Here is a 20,693-nt window from a genome sequence, read left to right on the forward strand (position 1 = left end):
GCATGGGCATTCTCCGGGCAAAGCCCCACCAGAACGATCACCACCTCCATAGGAGGTGGTTTTAGGGTGACAATAAAAAACCCGGCACAGGCCGGGTTTTTTGATGCACAAACCTCTCGTCGCGATATTAACGCTTGGAGAACTGTGGCTTACGACGTGCTTTACGCAGACCCACTTTCTTACGCTCAACTTCACGAGCGTCACGGGTAACGAAACCAGCAGCACGCAGAGTAGGACGCAGAGCCTCATCCAGTTGCATCAGAGCACGGGTGATACCGTGACGGATAGCACCGGCTTGACCAGTGATACCACCGCCTTTAACGGTTACATAGATGTCCAGCTTCTCAGTCATTTCAACCAGTTCGAGAGGTTGACGAACAACCATACGAGCGGTTTCACGACCGAAGTAAACATCCAGAGGACGTTGGTTAACGATGATGTTACCACTGCCTACTTTAGCGAATACGCGAGCGGTAGAAGTTTTGCGACGGCCAGTGCCGTAGTACTGTGTTGCAGCCATTTGCTTAATCCCGTTTAGATATCAAGAACTTGAGGTTGTTGTGCAGCGTGGTTATGTTCAGCGCCAGCATAAACTTTCAGCTTGCGGAACATTTCACGACCCAGAGGGCCTTTTGGCAACATACCCTTAACTGCTTTCTCGATGATCATTTCTGGCTTGTGAGCTTGCAGCTTCTCGAAGCTGATTTGCTTGATGCCACCAGGGAAGCCTGAGTGCGAGTAGTACATTTTGCCAGCTGCTTTGTTGCCGGTCACAGTCACTTTCTCGGCATTAACAACGATGATGTAATCACCGGTATCAACGTGAGGAGTGTACTCAGCCTTGTGCTTACCACGCAGGCGACGAGCAATTTCAGTAGCGATACGACCGAGGGTCTTGCCTTCGGCGTCAACAACGTACCAGTCACGAGTTACAGTTTCTGGCTTAGCAGTAAAAGTCTTCATTATTACAAAAACCCAAAGTTAAATTCTGTCTCACATGTTACCTGTTGTCAGATAACACAAAATTGCCTTTCCCGTGCCCCTTCGAGCAGAGAAATTGGCTATTAAAATCCGCCCAATTGGCGGAGTAACGTGGGCAGGTGGCGGATTATAGCCAAGACCTGGTTAAAAATCACCTGCTTTTTCACATTGAAAATAAAAATCCGCGACTATCAGGGCAAGTGTTCCAGTGCCAGGTAATCGTGGGATTGCATTTCAATCAAGCGAGAGCGGCAACGGCGGAACTCGAAGCTTAACTGACCGTCGGTATAAATCTGTTCCAGGGGTACCGCGGCCGAAATAATCAGCTTCACATGGCGCTCATAGAACTCATCCACCAGGGCCAGGAAACGGCGGGCAATGTCATCGCCGGTCTGCTGCGCCCCCATCTGCTCAAGACCACTGAGCAGCACGGTATGATACAGGCGAGCCAACTCCATATAGTCACGTTGGCTGCGGGGGCCGTCACACAGGGCACGGAAGTCCGCCAGTAACACCCCCTGGGCCTGCTGGCGAATCACTATATCCCGTCCTTCAATTTCGATGCTGTCCCGACTGATTTCAGACTCGGGCGCCAACTGGGCAAAATAGCTCAACAGGTTGGTATCTGCCTGGGGATCGAGCGGGTGATGGTAAATCTCCGCCTGCTCCAGGGTGCGCAGACGATAGTCAATGCCCGAATCCACGTTCAATACCTGACAATGCTTGTTGATGAGGGCAATGGCCGGCAAAAAGCGCGCCCGCTGCAACCCGTTGCGATAGAGATCGTCGGGAATAATATTGGAGGTGGCCACCAAGACTACCCCTTCCCGGAACAGCGCCTCAAACAGGGTGCCGAGCAGCATGGCATCCGTGATATCGGAGACAAAAAACTCATCAAAACAAATGACCTGATAACGTTCGGCCATTTGTTTGGCAATTACCAGCAGCGGATCCCGGGTGCCCTTGAGCCGGTCCAGATCCAGATGCACCTGATGCATGAAGCGGTGAAAGTGCGCCCTGAGCTTGCGTTGACCGGGCAGGGCCTCATAGAAGGTATCCATCAGGTAGGTTTTGCCACGCCCCACCCCACCCCACAGGTACAAGCCCAGAACAAAATCATCGCTCTTGCCAAAGCCAATGCGGCTGCCGAGGCGGCTGAGCAAGCCCTTTGGGGCCTGAGCCTCAAGCAAAGCCTCGTAGACCCGTTGCAAGGCTTTGACCGCCTGCTCCTGGGCGAGGTCGTGGGAAAAACCTTCGCGGGTCAAATCCTGTTGGTAATGCTGCCAGGGACTCAGATGCGACACTTGAATTCTTCTCTTCTAGCCTTATATGAAAATCGCAGCATGTTACCATGGCCGGCACGGCTAAGGTATAGCAGCGGCCAGACCGCAGGGTGTCGTTCCGATACCGGGGCTGGCAGTTGGACTTAAAGGATTGATTAACCTTTGTTAATCAACACGAACTTTGATGCAACCCCCGAGTCGGAGGAATTAAACTGGAGCCAATTCCAGATAATCCGATACCCAGATTTGGAGCCTAACAGCCATGAAAACCAAACTCAGTCTAGTTTCTGCCGCCATTCTCAGTGCCAGTCTGACCCTGGTACCCGCCGTATCCCAGGCAGCCTTACCGCAAGTCTTTGAAGGTCAAACCATGCCGAGCCTGGCCCCCATGCTGGAGCAAACCACCCCGGCGGTCGTGTCGGTCGCCGTTTCCGGCACCCATGTGTCCAAACAAAGAGTTCCGGATGTGTTCCGCTATTTCTTTGGCCCCAACGCCCCCCGCGAGCAGGTTCAGGAACAGCCCTTCCGCGGCCTGGGCTCGGGGGTGATTATCGATGCCGACAAGGGCTACATAGTCACCAACAACCATGTGATCGATGGCGCCGACGAGATCAAAATCGGTTTACACGATGGTCGGGAAGTGGAAGCCAAGTTAATTGGCACCGACAGTGAGTCCGATATCGCCCTGTTGCAGATAGAAGCCAAGAACCTCACCGCCATCAAGGCCGCCGACTCAGATAAGCTGCGAGTGGGTGACTTTGCAGTGGCCATAGGCAATCCCTTTGGCCTGGGACAGACGGTTACCTCGGGAATCGTCTCGGCCCTGGGGCGTAGCGGCCTTGGCATCGAGATGCTGGAAAACTTTATCCAAACGGACGCCGCCATCAACAGTGGTAACTCGGGCGGAGCGCTGGTGAACCTGCGCGGCGAATTGATAGGCATCAACACCGCGATTGTGGCCCCCGGAGGCGGCAACGTGGGGATTGGTTTTGCCATTCCCGCCAACATGGTGCATGCCCTGGTGCAACAAATTATTGAGCACGGCGAAGTGCGCCGCGGTGTACTGGGGATCTCCGGGCGGGATCTCGACAACCAGTTGGCTCAGGGCTTCGGTCTTGATACCCAGCACGGCGGCTTCGTCAATGAAGTCCTCGCCGACAGCGCCGCCGAAAAGGCCGGTATCAAGGCCGGCGATATCATAGTCAGCGTCAATGGCCGTAAGATCAAATCCTTCCAGGAACTGAGGGCCAAGGTGGCCACCCTGGGGGCCGGCGCCAAGGTGGAGCTGGGTATTATCCGCGACGGTGACGAAAAAACCGTGAAGGTCACCCTCGGCGAAGCCAGTCAAACCACGGCCGCAGCAGGTGAAGTACATCCGCAACTCTCGGGGGCAAAATTGGAAAATGCCGATAAAGGAGTGGAGATCACCGAACTTGATCAGGGCTCTCCAGCAGCACTCAGTGGCCTGCAAAAAGGCGACCTGATTGTCGGCGTCAATCGCTCCCCCGTAAAAGATCTCAAGCAACTGCGTGAAAGGCTCAAGGAGCAGGACGGTGCCGCAGCACTGAAGATCCTCCGGGGCAGAACCCAACTGTATCTGGTACTGCGCTAAGCCCAGAAGCCCAGCTCCCATGCTGGGCTTCTTCTTGATAACCATGCTAATCTAGCTCAACTTTTTAACGTTCACTGTCCCTGATGATGAAACACACACTGCTCTATTTCACCAAAGCCATTGTCTTCGGTCTCTTGATGGCTGCGGTGTTCCTGCTGGTCAATCACTTGCTAGGCAATCAGGCCAATAATCTGTTCCGTGCGAACGATGACAATACCGCCGAACTGTCCTTTGCCAAGGCGGTTCGCCGGGCGGCTCCGGCGGTGGTAAATATTTATAGCCTCAGCATAGACCAGCGCCAACCACTCAATTCCGGCGCCCTGCAGGGACTGGGCTCGGGCGTTATCATGAGCAAACAGGGCTATGTACTGACCAATTACCACGTGATCAAAAAGGCCGATGAAATAGTGGTGGCCCTTCAGGATGGACGCAGGTTCAGCGGCGAGGTGGTAGGCTCGGATCCGGAAACCGACTTGTCGGTACTCAAGATTGAAGGCGATAACCTGCCTGTGGTGCCACTCAATCTCAATTCCCTGCCCCAGGTGGGGGATGTGGTGCTGGCCATTGGCAACCCCTACAACCTGGGACAAACCATCACTCAGGGCATTATCAGCGCCACAGGCCGAAATGGTTTGAGCTCTGGCTACCAGGATTTCCTACAAACCGATGCCGCGATTAACGCCGGCAATTCGGGCGGTGCCCTGGTGGATACCGCAGGAGTACTGGTGGGTATCAATACCGCCGCATTTCAGATTGGCGGCGAGGGTGGCGGCCATGGCATCAACTTCGCCATTCCAATCAAATTGGCCTATTCCATCATGGGCAAGCTCATCGAAAATGGACGGGTTATCCGCGGCGCCATGGGTTTCTCGGGCATGCCAGTGGTGCCCGTGATGGCCCAGATCCTCAAGCTGCCCGATTTGCGTGGCGTTATCATTACCGATATTGATGCCGCGGGACCGGCCGCCCAAGCCAAGTTAATGCCAAGGGATGTGATAATTCAGTATGCCGGCGAAGATGTACCCGGTGTGGATATGCTGATGGACAGGATTGCCGAAACCGCCCCCGGGACCGAGATCACTATGACCATAATCCGTAAGGGAGAGTCCTATACCGTTCCCGTGATAATTGGTGAGAAGGTGAGCCAGTACAATTAGCCCGCATCCCTTCCGTAAATACTAAAAAAATGCCCGGCGTGTCCGGGCTTTTTATTGAGGTATTTGTTGAGTAGGCTATCAGCGCTTATCCGAAGGGCTGGCCAAATCCACCAGCCGGACCCAAAATGCCATTTCTAAACACACCCCCAGGGCCAACAGCACCATGGATGGCATTTTTGCACCGGCGAGATAACTCACCGCCGCGGCAAGCAGCAACAGTGCCGGCACCGCCCACCTTGCAATCTTCATCATGTCCATGGCTCCCAATGCCAACCGAGATTTGTAACCATCCTATAACAAAAAAACCACCGGTCAAGGTGGTTTTTTAAGCATCATATTCCAAAAAATAATCAGCGGATCCTTTCTACCGAACCGCCAAGACCGGAAAATTTGGACTCGATGTGTTCATAGCCGCGATCCAGATGATAGATGCGATCCACTATGGTCACGCCGTCGGCCATCAGACCCGCGATCACCAGGCTGGCTGAGGCGCGCAGATCGGTAGCCATCACCTGGGCACCGCTCAAGCGCTCGACCCCGTGAATAATGCAGGTATGACCTTCCAGCTCCATATCCGCCCCCATGCGCATCAGCTCGGGCACGTGCATAAAGCGGTTTTCAAAAATGGTCTCGGTCACATTGGCAGAACCCTCTGCCAAGCTGTTAAGCACACAGAACTGCGCCTGCATATCGGTTGGAAATGCGGGATAAGGCGCCGTTTTGATGTTAACTGCCTTGGGTCTCTGACCTTTCATATCCAGAGCAATCCAATCGGGCCCGGTGCTAATCTCGGCACCTGCATCTTCCAGCTTGGCCAATACCGCCTCCATGGAACCCGGATCCGCCGACAGGCAACGAATGCTGCCGCGGGTCACGGCCGCAGCCACCAGAAAGGTACCTGTCTCAATTCTGTCAGGCATGACCCGGTAGTGGCAGCCGCTCAGCTTTTCAACACCGGTAATTTTCAGTGTGGCTGTGCCTATGCCGGAAATCTTGGCCCCCATGGCCTGCAGGCAGTGGGCCAGATCTATGACTTCAGGTTCACGGGCGGCGTTCTCAATCACGGTTTCGCCGTCTGCCAGGGCTGCGGCCATCAGCAGGTTCTCGGTGGCACCGACGCTGACCATATCCATAAAGATGTGGGCGCCCTTGAGGCGACCATCGACCCGCGCCTTGATATAACCTTCCTTGACCTCAATTTTGGCGCCCATTTGCTCCAGCCCCTGCAAATGCAGGTTAACCGGGCGGGCACCTATGGCACAGCCACCGGGCAGGGACACGTCGGCCTTGCCGTAGCGTGCCAGCAGGGGACCCAGGATCAGGATCGAGGCCCGCATGGTTTTCACCAATTCATAGGGGGCCACAAAATGGTTGATATCGGCGCAGTCGATGCGCACTGTGCCATCCTGCTGCTCAACCCTGGCCCCCAGGCATTGCAATAACTTGCAGCTGGTGTCCACATCCTTGAGCTGCGGTACGTTGGTTACCACAAACTCACCTTCGGCAAGTACACCGGCCATCAGAATCGGCAAGGCCGCGTTCTTGGCTCCGGAGATCACCACATCGCCGGCAAGCGCTCCGCTTGCCTGAATCTTTAATTTATCCACTACGGCTCGCTTACATGTTGAAGACTTTTTCACGCTTCCACTGGGTGGGCGTAAAGGTCTTGATTGACAGGGCGTGCAGGGCACCGCTGGTGATCTGTTCCATCAGAGGGGCATAAATGGCCTGTTGTTGTTTGATTCGGCTCATGCCTTCAAAGCACTCACCCACGGCCAAAACCTGGTAATGGCTACCGTCGGTGGTCACCCGCACTTCTTCCAGTTGCAGGGCGGCTTTCAAAATCTCTTCAATCTGTTTGCAATCCATGGATGGCTTAACCTTTAGTTACTGGTCTTTTCATTAAAAAAGACGTCTAAATCGTACAGAGCGATCAGCTTACTGATCTGTGGCGCAGGATTGACCAGCGTCAGGGCTTGGCCACGACTTGCGGCACCTTGCCACAATTCCAGCAAAAATGCGATGCCGGCACTGTCGCTGTATTCAAGCTCACTCAAATCGAGGCGACCTGTGCTTGCAGCAATCAAGTCTCCCTTTTGGTCGCTCAGACGCCTGACCTCAGCGGTATCCAGGCGTCCCCTGATCCGGCAGCTGTCACCGTCACAGATAAACTCGATCACTGGGCGGCCACCTTTTCGATTTTGTCTTTGCGGCTCACCTTGGCTACGGCTTTTTCCTTCAGCATGTTAATCACAGCATCTATGCCCTGCTGGCGGATGATATTGCCTATTTCGGATTGTTTGGAGGACAGCAGGCTGACACCTTCGGCCACCAGATCAAATGCCTTCCAGCTGTCATCCTTCAAGCGACGTACCTTGAACAGCAGCTTGATTGGCGGACGGCCTTTCTCAATGATCTGCACATTGACATCCACCATTTTCTCACCGGCAAAGTCGGCCGCCGGGGAAAACTCCACCGCCTGATTGGTGTATTCGGTAAAAGCCTGGGCATAGGTAGCCACCAGGTATTCCTCGAACGCCGCCACGAAACGATTGCGCTGGTCTTCGGTGGTCTCTTTCAGATACTGGCCCAGCACCTTGTATGACGCATACTTGTAATCTATGTAGGGCATCAGCTCTTCACGCACTATCACCTTGAGGTGATCCTGATTGGCTTCAATCAGGTCGTGATCGCGATTGAAACGGTCAAAGGTATTGTTGGACACCTCACGCACCATGGCGTAGGGGTCCATGGTGTTGACCTCAGCGGCCTGGGCCAGGCCCAGCCACAGACTCAGTATCAGGCCAAGTACGACTTTAAACATGGCTTGCTCTCCTATTTATCCTTGGAACCCATACTGTACAGGAACTGACCTATCAGATCCTCCAGTACCAGTGCAGAACGGGTGTCTTCAATACGATCGCCATCGGCCAGGATGGCAATATCATCATCAACAAAACCGGGAACCAGGCCCAGGAATTGCTCCCCCAATAAGCCCGAGGTCAGTATCGCCAGGCTGCTGGTTTCGGGAAAGCCGGCATAACGCTTGTCCATGGTCAAAGTTACTACCGGTTCCAGCTTGTCAGCATCCAGGTTAATGGCACTGACACGGCCAACCACCACACCGCCGACCTTCACCGGTGAGCGCACCTTAAGGCCCCCCACATTGGCAAATCTGGCGTACAGGGTGTAGGTACCCTCGTTGGTATTCACTTCCACATTGGCGACCTTGAACACCAACACCAAAAAGGCGGCGATGCCGGCCAGCAGGAAGGTTCCAACCAAAATCTCTATTTTACGTGTCGACATCTCTTTACCCTTGTAGCAAATCCTTCAGCAACGTATGCATTAACCAAACATGATAGCGGTAAGCAAAAAATCCAGGGCCAATACCGCCAGGCTGGATTGCACCACGGTTGAGGTGGTGGCCTTGCTGATCCCCTCGGGGTTGGGCACCACCTCATAGCCCCGATACAGGGCTATCCAGGTCACCACCACGGCAAAGACCACGCTCTTTATCAAACAGTTCACTATATCCTGGCGCCATTCCACCGAGGCCTGCATGATGGACCAGAAGGAACCACTGTCAATGCCCTTCCATTCCACGCCCACCAAGTGGCCACCCCAGATCCCCACAGTGGAAAACAGTATGGCCAGCAGCGGCATACTGATCACCCCGGCCCAGAATCTGGGCGCGATAATTTGCCGCAGGGGATCTATGGCCATCATCTCCAGGCTGGAAAGCTGTTCTGTGGTTTTCATCAGGCCAATTTCTGCCGTCAGCGCCGAACCGGCACGGCCGGCAAACAGCAGCGCTGTGACCACAGGCCCCAGCTCCCGCAATAGACTCAGGGACACCATGGGGCCCAAACTGTCCTCCGTGCCAAAATCCACCAATATCGTGTATCCCTGCAGTGCCAGTACCATGCCGATAAACAACCCGGACACCAGGATGATCACCATGGACTGCACACCCACAACGTAAAGCTGTTTGATCAGCAGTGGCGTGCCCTTGGCAGGTCTTGGCACCCGCATCACGGAGCGCCACAGCATGACCCCGGCCCGACCGAGACCGGTCACCAAGTCTATCGTCCATCCGCCCAGACGGGCGATTGCATCAACCAACACCCAATAACTCCTTTTTGTAATCCGCCGCCGGATAATGGAATGGCACCGGGCCATCGGGCTCACCACCGATAAACTGTTTCAACTGGGGATTGTCAGCCTGTTTAAGCTCAGCAGGCGTACCGTGAGCGATGATTTTGCGGTCGGCAATCACATACACATAATCGGCAATGCCGAGCACCTCATCCACATCGTGGGAGACCACAACCGAGGTCAAATTGAGAGCGTCGGATAACTCCCTGATGAGCTTAACCAGCACCCCCATAGAAATGGGATCCTGACCGGCAAAGGGCTCATCGTACATCACCATTTCCGGCTCCAGCGCTATGGCGCGGGCCAAAGCCGCCCGCCTTTGCATACCGCCGGACAATTCATTGGGCATCAGGAAAGCGGCACCGCGCAGCCCTACCGCCTCCAGCTTCATCAACACTATGCGGCGAATGATGGATTCCGGCAGCCCCGAGTGCTCCCGCAGTGGGAATGCAGTGTTATCAAACACATTCATATCGGTAAACAGGGCGCCGCTCTGGAACAGCATGCTCATGCGCTTGCGCAATTCAAACAGTTCACTGCGACTGGCCTGATGAACATCGACACCATCAAACAGCACCTGGCCCTGATCCGGAGTCAATTGCCCCCCGATCAATTTCAGCAGCGTGGTTTTACCTATGCCGCTGGGCCCCATGATGGCCGTCACCTTGCCCCTGGGAATGGATAAACTGATATCGTCATAAATAATCCGCTCACCGCGGCTGAATCCCAGATTACGGATTTCGACCAGCGTACTGGCAGTTTGATTCATAGTGGATTCCGGTAACTGAAATGGGGTGACATAGGCCGTCCTGGCACAGTGCTGAAGAGGGGCAAATTGTACGGAATTGCACAGCTGGCTACAACCGCCTGCAGACTAACTTCCTACTGATACTTTCAATTTGCCTGATTTCCAGCGAAAATGCGCCTTTAACACCAATATTATTGTGAATAAATGTTATTCAATATTTTCCTGTTGGTTGCCGGTTTAGCCGTTCTGGTATGGAGTGCGGACAAGTTCGTCTACGGCGCTGCCGCGTTCGCCCGCAATATGGGACTGCCCCCCATGCTGATAGGCTTGACCATAGTCGCCATGGGTTCCTCGGCGCCTGAGATGTTTGTCGCTGCCACCGCCTCCATGGAAGGTATGATGGATACGGCCATAGGCAATGTGTTGGGCTCCAACATAGCCAATATCACCCTGATCCTGGGTCTGACGGCCTTGCTGGGTGCCATTGGTGTCAGCTCCCAGACTCTCAAACGGGAAATTCCCTTGATGCTGGGCGCCACAGTGCTCGCCGGTGTCTTTCTCCATGACAAACTGTTCACCCGCACCGAAGGTGTGATACTGCTGCTGATGTTCCTGGCCCTGATGGCCTATCTTATCTGGCATGCCACGACCAGCAAGGAACAGGACCCCTTGGCCGATGAAGCCGACAGTGAAATTCCCCGGGATGTACCGACGCCCAGGGCGCTGATGTGGTTGGTCGTGGGCATAATCCTGCTGCCACTGGCTGCCAACTGGATGGTGGAAGGCGCAGTGGGCATAGCCAAATTCTATGGCCTGTCCGATCTGGTCATTGGCCTCACCATCATCGCCGTTGGCACCAGCTTGCCGGAACTGGCGGCCTGCGTCGCCGGGGTGCTGAAAAAGGAAGACGATCTCGCCATAGGCAATATCGTCGGCTCCAACATATTCAATATTCTGGCAGTGCTGGCGTTACCGGGCTTGATAGCGCCCGGCGCCATTGACGCCCAGGCTGCCGGACGTGACTTTTACATGGTATTGGCCACCAGCGCAGCCCTGGCGCTGCTGGTATTGACCACGGGTCGCAAGCGTCAGTTACAACGCTGGCACGGCGTGGTACTGCTGCTGATCTTTGGCGCCTACCAATACCTGTTGTTCCAAAGCCACGCATAGGCACCAGGCAATAACGAGAGAGAGTTTTATGCTAGACAGAAAGCAGCTGCGCCAATGGGGCAGAAAGGTCATCGATATAGAGAAAGCGGCGCTGGACAACCTGTACCAGTTCGTCGACAGCGATGAATTTGCCGACGCCTGCGAACTGATACTGCAATGCACCGGTAAGGTGATAGTCATGGGCATGGGTAAATCCGGGCACATTGGCAACAAGATTTCCGCTACCCTGGCCAGCACGGGCACACCGGCATTTTTCGTGCACCCTGGCGAAGCCAGCCATGGCGACCTGGGCGTACTGAGCAGCAATGACATAGTGCTGGCCATCTCCAATTCCGGCGAATCGAGCGAAATCCTGACCCTGATGCCGGTCATCAAGCGCCAGGGCATTCCCATGATAGCCATGACAGGCAAGCCCGAATCCACCATGGCCAAGCTGGCGCAATTGCATCTGTGTATCAAGGTACAGGAAGAAGCCTGTCCCCTCGGCTTGGCACCCACCTCCAGTACCACAGCCACTTTGGTGATGGGCGATGCCCTGGCCGTGGCCCTGCTGCAGGCCAAGGGCTTCACCAAGGACGACTTTGCCCTGTCTCATCCGGGCGGCGCCCTGGGACGCAAGTTGCTGCTCAAGGTCAGTGATGTGATGCACAAGGGTGACGACCTGCCCTTGGTGGGACACGATATCTGTATTACCGAGGCCCTCTACGAGATCTCCAAAAAAGGCCTGGGTATGACCGCCATTATCGATGAAGACGGCCGTCTGGAGGGGATCTTCACCGACGGTGATCTCAGAAGGGTGATAGACGCCCAGATTAACCTGAGACAAACCCGGATTGCCGAGGTTATGACCCGCAACTGCATCACCACCAGCGCCGACATTCTGGCGGCCCAGGCCCTGAAACAGATGGAAGACAAAAACATCAACGGCCTGATAGTGGTCGATGCCGACAAGCGTCCCATAGGCGCCCTCAACATGCTGGATATGGTCAAGGCCGGGGTGATCTGATGAGAGAAGCACTCTATGGCCCGGTCTCAGAGACCAACTGGCAGAAAGCCGAACAGATAAAACTGCTTATTTGCGACGTGGATGGGGTATTTTCCGATGGCCGAATTTACCTGGGTAACCAGGGCGAAGAACTCAAGACCTTCCACACCCGCGACGGCTTCGGGGTCAAGGCCCTGCTCGGCGCAGGTATCCAGGTGGCAGTGATCACAGGCCGCAAGTCACAGATTGTTGAGAACCGCATGAAGGCGCTCGGCATCAAGCACATTTATCAGGGCGTGGACAACAAGTTCGAACCCTATGAGGAGCTGCTGAAGCTCTACGGCGTCAGCGCCACACAGACGGCCTATATAGGCGATGACATGGTGGACTTGCCCGTCATGCAGGCGGTAGGCCTGTCGGTCTGTGTTGCCGATGGTCATCCCTGGGTCAGACGGCATGCGGACCTGGTCACCTACCAGGGTGGCGGTTTTGGCGCCCTGCGGGAGCTGGCCGACCTGTTGCTGATGGCCCAGGACAAGTTTGATAGCGCCCACGGGATGAGCGTATGAACCGGGTGACCCTGGCCATTATCGCCTTCTTCGGCACCGCGCTGCTGCTCTACTGGCAGGTGCAGTCGAAACAGAATGCGGGCGAAGGCAAGCAAACCCCATCCTTACTGCAACCGGACTTTATCGCCACCGAGCTGCGCAGTGTCGAATACAATGACAAAGGCCAGCTCAGCAGCAAGGTGAGTGCCAGCTACATGGAGCATTTCCAGGCCAGCAACATTACCGAATTCACCGAGCCCGTGTATCTGATTTACCCCAATGAAGGTGCGGCCCAATGGCGTCTGTCCGCCGGTCGCGGCAAGCTCAGCAAAAACAGCGGCAAGGTGGTACTGGAGCAGGACGTGCAAATCCAGGCCATCAGCCAACAGGAACCGCTGCAAAATCTGTCCACCAGCTATCTGGAGCTGGATTTGAACACTATGATAATGACTTCGGATAGGCCAATTCTGGTCTTAGGCAACGGATTCAATGTCACCGGCCAAGGTCTGTACGCCGATCTCAATGCCCAGGAAGTCAAACTGCTCAGTCAGGTAAAAGGAAGCTATGAACCCAAGTAAAACCCTGCTGGCACTGGCACTGTGCCTGTGCACCACCATGGCCACAGCCAAAAACAACGACCTGTTGCAGGAAGTGAAAATTGCCGCCGCCACCCAATTTGCCGACATCAAGAACAAGAGGGTGGTCTATGGTGGGCCGGTACTGCTGACCCAGGGCAGCCTGAAGATTAACGCCCAGGAACTCAGTGCCTATACAGATGAAGCCACGGGACAAAGGGTATTGGTGGCCAAGGGCCAGCCCGCCACCTACAGTCAGACCCTGGATGACGGCCGCGAGGCCAGCGCCAGCGCCAATGAGATTAGCTACAACATGGACAATCGCACCATGACGCTCACGGGCAATGCCAAAATCGAGCAGGAAGGTAGCCAGGTCAGCGCCGACAAAATCGTCTATGACATTGAAAAGCAGCAGCTGAAGGCCGACAGTAGCCAGAAGGGTGACGAGCGGGTAATTACCATCATCAAGCCCGAGAATTACCAGGAACAGCTGGAGCCCAAGCCCGAAGAACAGGATCAGAATAAGGAGCCGGTTCGCCAATGACGGAACTGACCCTTAAGGCCAGCAACCTGGCCAAAAGCTACAAGAACCGCACCGTGGTCAAGGACGTCAGTCTGAGCGTGCGCACCGGCCAGGTGGTCGGCCTGCTGGGTCCCAATGGCGCCGGCAAAACCACCACTTTCTACATGGTGGTGGGGTTGGTGAAAAGTGACAAGGGCAGCATCCATATCAACGAAGACGATCTGACCCTGGACCCCATGCACCTGCGGGCCCGCAAGGGCATAGGCTACCTGCCCCAGGAAGCCAGTATTTTCCGTAAGCTGTCCGTGTATGACAACATCATGGCGGTACTGCAAACCCGCAAGGAGCTGGACCAGGATCAGCGCGAAGAGGAACTGGAGCAGCTGTTGGAAGAGTTCCACATCACCCATATCCGCGACAACATGGGCATGTCCCTGTCCGGTGGTGAACGGCGCCGGGTCGAAATCGCCCGGGCCCTGGCCGCCAATCCGCGCTTTATTCTGCTCGATGAACCTTTCGCCGGCGTCGATCCTATTTCGGTCATCGACATCAAGAAAATAATTGAGCAGCTCAAGAGCCGCGGCCTCGGCGTATTAATCACAGATCACAACGTCAGAGAAACCCTTGATGTCTGTGAAAAAGCCTACATAGTCAGCCATGGCAACCTCATCGCCGAAGGCACCCCTGCCGAGATTCTGGACAATCAGCAGGTGCGGGCGGTGTACTTGGGTGAGCAATTCAGGCTATAGTTAAATTTAGCCTGATCTCTATCTCATTAAGGAAGAGTGCAACTGGCCAGCAGTTCACAAAACTGATAGAAAACAGCTTTCTGATAACAATAACAGTCAAGGATCCGCAGTAGATGAAAGCGTCACTCCAGCTCAAGCTGGGCCAACAACTGACCATGACGCCGCAATTGCAACAGGCCATCAGGCTGTTGCAACTTTCTTCACTTGAACTGCAACAGGAAATTCAACAAGCGCTGGATTCCAACCCATTGTTGGAGCTGGACGATGACCAATTCGACAGCCAGGAGCGCAGCGATTCAGACCACAGGGAGCAGGACGACTTCTCCGAGCCCGTCACCGCCAGCAGTAACGATGACAGCTCCACCCTGGAAACCTCCGACGCCCTGACCCAGCAGTCCATGCCCGATGAATTGCCCATGGATACCACCTGGGACGAAGTGTTCACCGCCGCCCCTGCTTCCGGCAGCGGCTCCATGATGCGCGATGATGATATGCCCTTCCAGGGAGAGACCAGCGACGGTCTTTATGAACACCTGGAATGGCAAAAGAACCTCACCCCTTTCTCAGACACCGACATGGCCATAGCCACCGCCATCATAGACGCCATAGATGAACGCGGTTACCTGACCCAGACCACGGAAGACATACTCGAAGCCATGGGCGACGATGAAGTGGAGCTGGACGAAGTGGAAGCCGTACTTAAGCGCATCCAACACTTCGACCCCATAGGGGTGGCGGCAAGGGACCTCAGTGAATGCCTGCTGATCCAGCTGGCCCACTTTGCCGCCGACACACCACACCTGGAAAACGCCAAACTACTGATCCGCGACCATCTGGATCTGATTGCCGCCCGGGACTTCCGCACCCTAATGCGTAAAACCCGTCTGAAGGAAGATGAGCTGCGTGAAGCCATAGTGCTGATCCAGAGCCTCAATCCCCGTCCGGGCGAACAGGTCACGTCCGGCAAGGACGAGTACGTTATCCCCGACGTCTCTGTGAGTAAGAAAAATGGCCGCTGGGTGGTGGAGCTCAATCCCGATTGCATGCCCAAGCTCAACGTCAATCAGCATTACGCCGCCATGGCCCGCACCAGTCGCAGTCAGGCCGACAGCCAGTTTATCCGCGGCCATCTGCAGGAAGCCAAGTGGTTTATCAAGAGCCTGGAAAGCCGCAACGACACCCTGCTCAAGGTGGCCAATTGCATAGTGCAGTTCCAGCAGGGCTTTTTCGAATACGGTGAAGAAGCCATGAAGCCCATGGTGCTGAACGACATAGCCGAAGCGGTGGAAATGCATGAATCCACCATTTCCAGGGTGACCACCCAAAAGTACATGCATACCCCTCGGGGCATTTTCGAATTGAAATATTTCTTCTCCAGCCATGTCAGTACGGAAGACGGAGGAGAATGCTCGTCTACGGCCATCCGCGCCTTTATCAAGAAGTTGGTGGCTGCAGAAAATCAGAAGAAACCATTGAGCGACAGCAAAATGGCGGAACTTCTGGCGGAACAGGGAATCAACGTTGCTAGACGTACCATTGCAAAGTACCGTGAAGCAATGCTGATCCCGCCGTCAAACCAGCGTAAAAGCTTATAACTCACTGTAAATACTGGAGGAAAGTGTCTATGCAAATCAATCTGACTGGGCACCATATCGAAATTACAGATTCACTGCGTAACTATGTAGAGAGCAAATTTACCAAGCTTGAACGCCACTTCGAACAGATCAATAATGTGCACGTTGTTCTCAATGTTCAAAAAATGCAGCAGATTGCAGAAGCCAAGCTGCACCTCAATGGTGGTGAAGTGTTTGCCACGTCTGAGCATGAAGACATGTACGCCGCCATCGACGCTCTGATTGATAAATTGGATCGTCAGGTCATCAAACACAAAGAGAAACTGACTAAGCACTAAAAGATGGAACTGAGTACCATCCTGAGGCCGGAGTGCACCACCTGTGCCACTCCGGGCAGTAAGAAAAAGGTACTGGAACTGATCAGCGATATCGCCAGCGCCCAGTACCCCACCCTCTCTTCTCAAGAGATCTTCGAAAGCCTATTGGCCCGAGAAAAAATGGGAAGCACAGGCATAGGCAATGGTATTGCCATCCCCCATGGCCGCCTGAACAGCATAGAGACCCCGATCGCCGTGCTGGTCAAATGTGAAGAGGCCATCAGCTTTGACGCCATAGATAAACAACCGGTTGACATACTGTTTGCGCTGCTGGTGCCATCGGACCAATGTCAGCAGCACCTGAGCACACTCGCCGCCATGGCAGAAAAGCTCAACGACAAGCAGATCATCAAGCAACTGCGCAAAAGCCAGGATGACGGTGAACTCTATCAGGTGATCACCGGATGAAACTGGTCATAGTCTCGGGGCGTTCCGGTTCGGGCAAATCCGTTGCCCTGAGGGTCTTGGAAGACCTCGGCTATTACTGTGTCGACAACCTGCCACTGCCGCTGATAGGCCCCTTGTTGGCCCAGCTGAAAAGCAGCAATGAACTGGTGGCCATCAGTGTCGATGTCCGCAACCTGCCGGAACAGCACAAGGTGTTGGAACAACAGTTGGCCGCCCTGCCCGAAGGTACCGAGCTGATCAGCCTGTTCCTCAATGCCAGCGACAAGGTGCTGCTCAAGCGCTACAGCGAAACCCGCAGACTGCACCCCCTGTCCAAAAGCAAGATGTCCCTGGCGGACGCCATCAAGCTCGAGGGCAAGCTGCTTGAACCCCTGTCACAATTGATGGACCACTACATAGACACTTCCAAACTCAATGTCTATGAACTCAGTGATATGGTGCGTGAAATCCTCCTCGGCCGCAGCGAGAAGGAGCTGGTGATCATTTTCGAATCCTTTGGCTTCAAGCATGGCATGCCGGCGGAAGCCGACTTTATGTTCGACGCACGTTTTCTGCCCAATCCCCATTGGGAGACTGCACTCAGGCCCCTGACCGGCCTCGATGAGCCGGTACAACAGTTCCTGGAACGCCAGGTGCTGGTGAATAAATTTATCTGGCAGATAGAGAATCTGCTGGAAACCTGGTTGCCCCATCTGGAGCGCAACAACCGCAGTTACCTCACCATAGCCATAGGCTGCACCGGCGGTCAGCACCGCTCGGTATATGTCGCAGAACAATTGGCCAAACGCTTCAGCAACACCAAACACAAGGTCGAGGCACGCCACAGGGAGCTTAATCTTGCCAAGGCTTGAACGTGATATCACCATAGTCAATAAACTGGGCCTGCACGCCCGTGCCGCCACCAAAATGGCGATACTGGCGTCCGAATTCAAGGCCAGCGTGACCCTGATCCAAGGCGACAAACAGGCACCGGCGTCCAGTGTGTTGGGACTGCTGATGCTGGAGTCCGGCATGGGCAAAACCATGCGCATAGTGGCCGAAGGTGAAGATGCAGAGCAAGCCATGGATGCCCTGTGCAACCTGGTCAAGGCCCGCTTCGACGAAGACTGCTGAGTCAGCTCACTCACTGCGGCATTCGACCGCAACGCTTCCCCCTCCTGCTGTATCAATAAATTTGTTACCATAAGCCCTTCTATTCTTGGGGGAAGATGCCATGGCGGTAGAGCTGCTGGACAATGAACAAACGGAACTCAGGCTCAGCCAGCTCAACCAGGCACTGGGCAGCGGTATGTTTGTCCATGTGCGGCAGATGTTGCTCAATATGGCCGCCTCCGACATCGCCCTGGTACTGGAATCCTCGCCGCCGCGCACCCGCCAGATCCTGTGGCAACTGATAGATCAGGAACAAACCGGCGAAGTGTTGGAAGAATTGGGGGAAGAGCTGAAAGATCAGCTGATCCGCCAAATGAGCCCCGAACGTCTGGCCCGGGCCGCCGCCGGTCTGGATACCGACGATCTGGCCTACATACTGCGCAGCCTGCCGGATAGCCTCTACAAGCAGGTGCTGCAATCCATGGGCAGCCAGGATCGCAGCCGCGCCGAGCAGGCCCTGGCCTATCCGGAAGAGAGCGCCGGCGGCCTGATGAACACCGACACTGTCACCATCAGACCCGATGTGAATCTGGACGTGATCCTGCGCTACCTGAGGCAGCGCGGCAGCCTGCCGGAGGCCACAGATACCCTGTATGTGGTCGACAGGCGCGACATACTGCTCGGCGGCGTCAATATCGCCACCCTGCTGACCCGGGATCCCAGCACCCCGGTACGGGAACTGATGGATGCGGATCTGGAGGCGATTCCCGTCACCATGACCGATTCCGAAGTGGCACAGCTGTTTGAACGCCACGATTGGCTATCGGCGCCGGTCATAGATCAGGACGGCCGCCTGCTGGGGCGGATCACCATTGACGATGTGGTGGACGTGATCCGTGAAGATGCCGATCACACCATGATGGGGATGGCCGGTATGGACGAGGACGAAGATACCTTCGGTCCCGTACTCAGAAGCACCCTGCGCCGCTCCATGTGGCTGACCATCAACCTGTTCGCGGCTCTGCTGGCGGCCTCGGTCAGCAACCTGTTTGAAAACACCCTGGAGCAATTTGCCACCATAGCCATTCTGATGACCATAGTGCCAAGCATGGGTGGTGTTGCCGGCAATCAAACCCTGGCGCTGGTGATCCGCGGTATCGCCCTGGGCCACATAGGCCAGAGCAACTCCCGCTGGCTGCTAGGCAAGGAACTGGCCATTGGATTTCTCAACGGTTTGCTGTGGTCAAGCCTGGTGTGCTTGGCCATCTGGGTCTGGAAGGGCGAATGGCAGCTGGGGGCCCTGATTGGCGGCGCCATGTTAATCAATATGACGGTTGCCGGTCTGGCGGGGGCCGCCATACCTTTGCTGCTGAAGAAACTCAAGGTGGATCCGGCGCTGGCCGGCGGCATGCTGTTGACCACAGTGACCGACGTCATCGGCCTGTTTGCCTTTCTGGGACTGGCGACCCTATTCCTGCTGCGCTGATTAAGCAATCAACCCCAGCGCACCGAGGGCATGGACTCGGCCGACAGCACGGAAACACATTCCTTGCGGGTCACGATCAGAAATTCATTGAGCACCTTGCCGCCGCTGGCCATAAAGCCGCTGCGGTTGGACTCTAGCGCAAACCAACCACCTTCCGACAGCTGATACAACCAGCCATTGGACAGACTGAATTCGGCCCAGAACTCCAACAGGTCGCCTTCGTTAAGCATCCGCAGCCCCTGAATAGAGTGAAAGCAGACTTCCACCAGGCGATTTTCCACCTTCAGGCACAGGGACAGGCCGGCCAGATCATAATGCAGTGATTGCAGGTACACCTCATCACCGAGGCACTCGACGGCGATAGGCAGGCCTTTGGGATCACTCATGCCACCCTCATTTGATTTTTACGGCAGGTCGTTCCATTAAAAAATGAATCTGAACTTCAGGCAAGCTTTATCCGACTGATAAACAGGACGAAATTGTGCCAAGGATTGTTGACGGGGAAAAAACAGCGCCGCCGGATGGCGGCGCTTTGGGATTCGCTTGCGAGCCCTGGGCCCGTCCGGCGCTTATTGCAGTGGCGACAGGATGATTTCCACCCGGCGGTTCTCGGCCCGTCCGGCGGCATCGGCGTTGGATGCTATGGGTTCCATCTCGCCCTTACCCTCGGTCGCAACACGTTTGGCAGGCAGGCCCTTGGTCAACAGATAGTTGCCCACTTCACTGGCGCGCACCTGGGACAGGCGCAGGTTGTAACTGTCGCTGCCGCTGCTGTCGGTATGACCTTCTACATTGAGCAGGGTCTTGTCGTACTCCTTGGCCACCAGTACCACTGAATCCAACACCCGCTTGGCGCCGGGGTTCAGTTCGGTTTTGTTGACTTCGAAGGTCACTTCATTGGGCATGTTCAGCACTATGTTATCGCCTTCACGGGTCACGCTGACACCGGTGGACTTGAGCTGTTCACGCAGTTTGGCTTCCTGCACGTCCATGTAATAACCGATACCACCGCCCACGGCGGCGCCGGAGGCTGCGCCTATCAGGGCACCCTTGCCGCGATCTTTCTTGCTGGAAGATGCCACACCCACTGCAGCACCGGCGATGGCACCTATAATGGCGCCACTGGTGGCCTTGGAGGTTTGCTCTTCATTGGTATAGGGATTGACCGTGGTACAGCCGGAAACGCCGACGCTCAGCGCCAGCGCAGCGCAAATAGCTTTAATTTTCATGCTTCACCTCATATTAGTGTTTCCGCCAGTATAGTGAC

The 20,693-nt window shown here is 55.3% G+C and carries 27 protein-coding genes; 14 read left to right on the forward strand and 13 right to left on the reverse strand.

The features are described 5' to 3' along the window. Positions 1-127: 127 nt before the first annotated feature. From rpsI to zapE, 3 genes are all read right to left on the reverse strand, one after another. Positions 128-520, reverse strand: a complete 393-nt coding sequence (gene rpsI / locus JYB85_RS15655; RefSeq protein WP_207320869.1) for a 30S ribosomal protein S9 — start codon at positions 518-520, stop codon at positions 128-130. A 14-nt stretch (positions 521-534) separates the two neighbouring features. Continuing rightward, a complete protein-coding gene (gene rplM / locus JYB85_RS15660; RefSeq protein ID WP_207320870.1) occupies positions 535-963 on the reverse strand; it encodes a 50S ribosomal protein L13 in 429 nt (142 codons plus the stop codon). A 209-nt stretch (positions 964-1,172) separates the two neighbouring features. Next, a complete protein-coding gene (zapE, locus tag JYB85_RS15665) occupies positions 1,173-2,285 on the reverse strand; it encodes a cell division protein ZapE (protein WP_207380031.1) in 1,113 nt (370 codons plus the stop codon). A gap of 241 nt (positions 2,286-2,526) precedes the next feature. On the opposite strand from zapE, the gene degQ reads away from it, so the two are divergent. Beyond that, positions 2,527-3,876: a Do family serine endopeptidase DegQ gene (gene degQ / locus JYB85_RS15670; protein ID WP_207380032.1), complete on the forward strand. Its 1,350-nt coding sequence runs from the start codon at positions 2,527-2,529 to the stop codon at positions 3,874-3,876. An 80-nt stretch (positions 3,877-3,956) separates the two neighbouring features. Then, positions 3,957-5,033: an outer membrane-stress sensor serine endopeptidase DegS gene (gene degS / locus JYB85_RS15675; RefSeq protein ID WP_207382103.1), complete on the forward strand. Its 1,077-nt coding sequence runs from the start codon at positions 3,957-3,959 to the stop codon at positions 5,031-5,033. 78 nt (positions 5,034-5,111) lie between these two features. On the opposite strand, the gene JYB85_RS15680 is transcribed toward degS, so the two are convergent. The 8 genes from JYB85_RS15680 to mlaF form a co-directional block, all read right to left on the reverse strand. Next, positions 5,112-5,285: a hypothetical protein gene (locus JYB85_RS15680; protein WP_207380033.1), complete on the reverse strand. Its 174-nt coding sequence runs from the start codon at positions 5,283-5,285 to the stop codon at positions 5,112-5,114. Between the two features lie 98 nt (positions 5,286-5,383). Further along, positions 5,384-6,640, reverse strand: a complete 1,257-nt coding sequence (gene murA / locus JYB85_RS15685) for a UDP-N-acetylglucosamine 1-carboxyvinyltransferase (protein ID WP_207380034.1) — start codon at positions 6,638-6,640, stop codon at positions 5,384-5,386. Between the two features lie 10 nt (positions 6,641-6,650). Beyond that, entirely contained in the window at positions 6,651-6,902 is a 252-nt protein-coding gene (locus JYB85_RS15690; protein ID WP_207323259.1) for a BolA family protein, read from the reverse strand. A gap of 14 nt (positions 6,903-6,916) precedes the next feature. After that, positions 6,917-7,213 (reverse strand): STAS domain-containing protein, encoded by a 297-nt coding sequence (locus JYB85_RS15695; protein WP_207380035.1) that lies wholly within the window; start codon positions 7,211-7,213, stop codon positions 6,917-6,919. Then, positions 7,210-7,857 (reverse strand): MlaC/ttg2D family ABC transporter substrate-binding protein, encoded by a 648-nt coding sequence (locus tag JYB85_RS15700; RefSeq protein WP_207380036.1) that lies wholly within the window; start codon positions 7,855-7,857, stop codon positions 7,210-7,212. Before JYB85_RS15700 ends, JYB85_RS15695 begins: the two co-directional genes overlap by 4 nt. 11 nt (positions 7,858-7,868) lie before the next feature. Further along, on the reverse strand, positions 7,869-8,342 hold the full coding sequence (gene mlaD / locus JYB85_RS15705; RefSeq protein WP_207380037.1) for an outer membrane lipid asymmetry maintenance protein MlaD: 474 nt from the start codon (positions 8,340-8,342) through the stop codon (positions 7,869-7,871). Between the two features lie 39 nt (positions 8,343-8,381). Then, positions 8,382-9,161 (reverse strand): lipid asymmetry maintenance ABC transporter permease subunit MlaE, encoded by a 780-nt coding sequence (gene mlaE / locus JYB85_RS15710; protein WP_407695863.1) that lies wholly within the window; start codon positions 9,159-9,161, stop codon positions 8,382-8,384. Beyond that, entirely contained in the window at positions 9,151-9,960 is an 810-nt protein-coding gene (gene mlaF / locus JYB85_RS15715) for a phospholipid ABC transporter ATP-binding protein MlaF (RefSeq protein WP_207380039.1), read from the reverse strand. Before mlaF ends, mlaE begins: the two co-directional genes overlap by 11 nt. A gap of 183 nt (positions 9,961-10,143) precedes the next feature. Between mlaF and JYB85_RS15720 the strand changes: the two genes are divergently transcribed. The 12 genes from JYB85_RS15720 (at position 10,144) to mgtE (ending at position 19,426) form a co-directional block, all read left to right on the forward strand. Further along, on the forward strand, positions 10,144-11,109 hold the full coding sequence (locus JYB85_RS15720) for a calcium/sodium antiporter (protein ID WP_207380040.1): 966 nt from the start codon (positions 10,144-10,146) through the stop codon (positions 11,107-11,109). 28 nt (positions 11,110-11,137) lie between these two features. Continuing rightward, on the forward strand, positions 11,138-12,115 hold the full coding sequence (locus JYB85_RS15725) for a KpsF/GutQ family sugar-phosphate isomerase (RefSeq protein ID WP_207380041.1): 978 nt from the start codon (positions 11,138-11,140) through the stop codon (positions 12,113-12,115). Next, entirely contained in the window at positions 12,115-12,663 is a 549-nt protein-coding gene (kdsC, locus tag JYB85_RS15730; RefSeq protein WP_407695864.1) for a 3-deoxy-manno-octulosonate-8-phosphatase KdsC, read from the forward strand. Before JYB85_RS15725 ends, kdsC begins: the two co-directional genes overlap by 1 nt. Further along, a complete protein-coding gene (gene lptC, locus JYB85_RS15735; RefSeq protein WP_207380042.1) occupies positions 12,660-13,220 on the forward strand; it encodes an LPS export ABC transporter periplasmic protein LptC in 561 nt (186 codons plus the stop codon). The genes kdsC and lptC overlap by 4 nt, the downstream gene beginning before the upstream one ends. After that, positions 13,207-13,761, forward strand: a complete 555-nt coding sequence (lptA, locus tag JYB85_RS15740) for a lipopolysaccharide transport periplasmic protein LptA (protein ID WP_207380043.1) — start codon at positions 13,207-13,209, stop codon at positions 13,759-13,761. The genes lptC and lptA overlap by 14 nt, the downstream gene beginning before the upstream one ends. After that, positions 13,758-14,489, forward strand: coding sequence for an LPS export ABC transporter ATP-binding protein (lptB, locus tag JYB85_RS15745; RefSeq protein ID WP_207380044.1), 732 nt, complete (start codon positions 13,758-13,760; stop codon positions 14,487-14,489). The genes lptA and lptB overlap by 4 nt, the downstream gene beginning before the upstream one ends. 113 nt (positions 14,490-14,602) lie before the next feature. Further along, a complete protein-coding gene (locus tag JYB85_RS15750) occupies positions 14,603-16,084 on the forward strand; it encodes an RNA polymerase factor sigma-54 (protein ID WP_207320884.1) in 1,482 nt (493 codons plus the stop codon). A gap of 29 nt (positions 16,085-16,113) precedes the next feature. Continuing rightward, positions 16,114-16,401 carry a ribosome hibernation promoting factor gene (gene hpf / locus JYB85_RS15755; protein WP_207320885.1) on the forward strand — a complete coding sequence of 96 codons (288 nt, stop codon included), beginning with the start codon at positions 16,114-16,116 and terminating at the stop codon, positions 16,399-16,401. Between the two features lie 3 nt (positions 16,402-16,404). Continuing rightward, a complete protein-coding gene (gene ptsN, locus JYB85_RS15760) occupies positions 16,405-16,848 on the forward strand; it encodes a PTS IIA-like nitrogen regulatory protein PtsN (protein ID WP_207380045.1) in 444 nt (147 codons plus the stop codon). Then, a complete protein-coding gene (rapZ, locus tag JYB85_RS15765) occupies positions 16,845-17,699 on the forward strand; it encodes an RNase adapter RapZ (protein WP_207380046.1) in 855 nt (284 codons plus the stop codon). The genes ptsN and rapZ overlap by 4 nt, the downstream gene beginning before the upstream one ends. After that, the gene (locus JYB85_RS15770; RefSeq protein ID WP_207324655.1) at positions 17,686-17,961 is read left to right on the forward strand and encodes an HPr family phosphocarrier protein; all 276 of its coding nucleotides are present in this window, start codon (positions 17,686-17,688) and stop codon (positions 17,959-17,961) included. Before rapZ ends, JYB85_RS15770 begins: the two co-directional genes overlap by 14 nt. Before the next feature lie 100 nt (positions 17,962-18,061). Next, positions 18,062-19,426 (forward strand): magnesium transporter, encoded by a 1,365-nt coding sequence (mgtE, locus tag JYB85_RS15775; RefSeq protein ID WP_207380047.1) that lies wholly within the window; start codon positions 18,062-18,064, stop codon positions 19,424-19,426. A gap of 8 nt (positions 19,427-19,434) precedes the next feature. Here the strand turns inward: mgtE and JYB85_RS15780 are convergent, their stop codons facing one another. Then, a complete protein-coding gene (locus JYB85_RS15780) occupies positions 19,435-19,812 on the reverse strand; it encodes a hypothetical protein (protein ID WP_207380048.1) in 378 nt (125 codons plus the stop codon). Between the two features lie 183 nt (positions 19,813-19,995). Further along, on the reverse strand, positions 19,996-20,655 hold the full coding sequence (locus tag JYB85_RS15785; protein WP_207380049.1) for an OmpA family protein: 660 nt from the start codon (positions 20,653-20,655) through the stop codon (positions 19,996-19,998). Positions 20,656-20,693: the final 38 nt, after the last annotated feature.

It is taken from the genome of Shewanella sedimentimangrovi (genome assembly GCF_017354965.1).
In the GTDB taxonomy this organism is placed as follows: Bacteria; Pseudomonadota; Gammaproteobacteria; order Enterobacterales; family Shewanellaceae; genus Shewanella; species Shewanella cyperi.

Coding starts and splice junctions, on each gene's coding strand:
- rpsI (WP_207320869.1), bottom strand. CDS start 520: ATGGCTGCAACACAGTACTACGGCACTGGCCGTCGCAAAACTTCTACC.
- rplM (WP_207320870.1), bottom strand. CDS start 963: ATGAAGACTTTTACTGCTAAGCCAGAAACTGTAACTCGTGACTGGTAC.
- degQ (WP_207380032.1), top strand. CDS start 2,527: ATGAAAACCAAACTCAGTCTAGTTTCTGCCGCCATTCTCAGTGCCAGT.
- JYB85_RS15680 (WP_207380033.1), bottom strand. CDS start 5,285: ATGATGAAGATTGCAAGGTGGGCGGTGCCGGCACTGTTGCTGCTTGCC.
- JYB85_RS15690 (WP_207323259.1), bottom strand. CDS start 6,902: ATGGATTGCAAACAGATTGAAGAGATTTTGAAAGCCGCCCTGCAACTG.
- JYB85_RS15700 (WP_207380036.1), bottom strand. CDS start 7,857: ATGTTTAAAGTCGTACTTGGCCTGATACTGAGTCTGTGGCTGGGCCTG.
- mlaD (WP_207380037.1), bottom strand. CDS start 8,342: ATGTCGACACGTAAAATAGAGATTTTGGTTGGAACCTTCCTGCTGGCC.
- mlaF (WP_207380039.1), bottom strand. CDS start 9,960: ATGAATCAAACTGCCAGTACGCTGGTCGAAATCCGTAATCTGGGATTC.
- JYB85_RS15720 (WP_207380040.1), top strand. CDS start 10,144: ATGTTATTCAATATTTTCCTGTTGGTTGCCGGTTTAGCCGTTCTGGTA.
- JYB85_RS15725 (WP_207380041.1), top strand. CDS start 11,138: ATGCTAGACAGAAAGCAGCTGCGCCAATGGGGCAGAAAGGTCATCGAT.
- kdsC (WP_407695864.1), top strand. CDS start 12,115: ATGAGAGAAGCACTCTATGGCCCGGTCTCAGAGACCAACTGGCAGAAA.
- lptC (WP_207380042.1), top strand. CDS start 12,660: ATGAACCGGGTGACCCTGGCCATTATCGCCTTCTTCGGCACCGCGCTG.
- lptA (WP_207380043.1), top strand. CDS start 13,207: ATGAACCCAAGTAAAACCCTGCTGGCACTGGCACTGTGCCTGTGCACC.
- lptB (WP_207380044.1), top strand. CDS start 13,758: ATGACGGAACTGACCCTTAAGGCCAGCAACCTGGCCAAAAGCTACAAG.
- JYB85_RS15750 (WP_207320884.1), top strand. CDS start 14,603: ATGAAAGCGTCACTCCAGCTCAAGCTGGGCCAACAACTGACCATGACG.
- hpf (WP_207320885.1), top strand. CDS start 16,114: ATGCAAATCAATCTGACTGGGCACCATATCGAAATTACAGATTCACTG.
- ptsN (WP_207380045.1), top strand. CDS start 16,405: ATGGAACTGAGTACCATCCTGAGGCCGGAGTGCACCACCTGTGCCACT.
- rapZ (WP_207380046.1), top strand. CDS start 16,845: ATGAAACTGGTCATAGTCTCGGGGCGTTCCGGTTCGGGCAAATCCGTT.
- mgtE (WP_207380047.1), top strand. CDS start 18,062: ATGGCGGTAGAGCTGCTGGACAATGAACAAACGGAACTCAGGCTCAGC.
- JYB85_RS15780 (WP_207380048.1), bottom strand. CDS start 19,812: ATGAGTGATCCCAAAGGCCTGCCTATCGCCGTCGAGTGCCTCGGTGAT.
- JYB85_RS15785 (WP_207380049.1), bottom strand. CDS start 20,655: ATGAAAATTAAAGCTATTTGCGCTGCGCTGGCGCTGAGCGTCGGCGTT.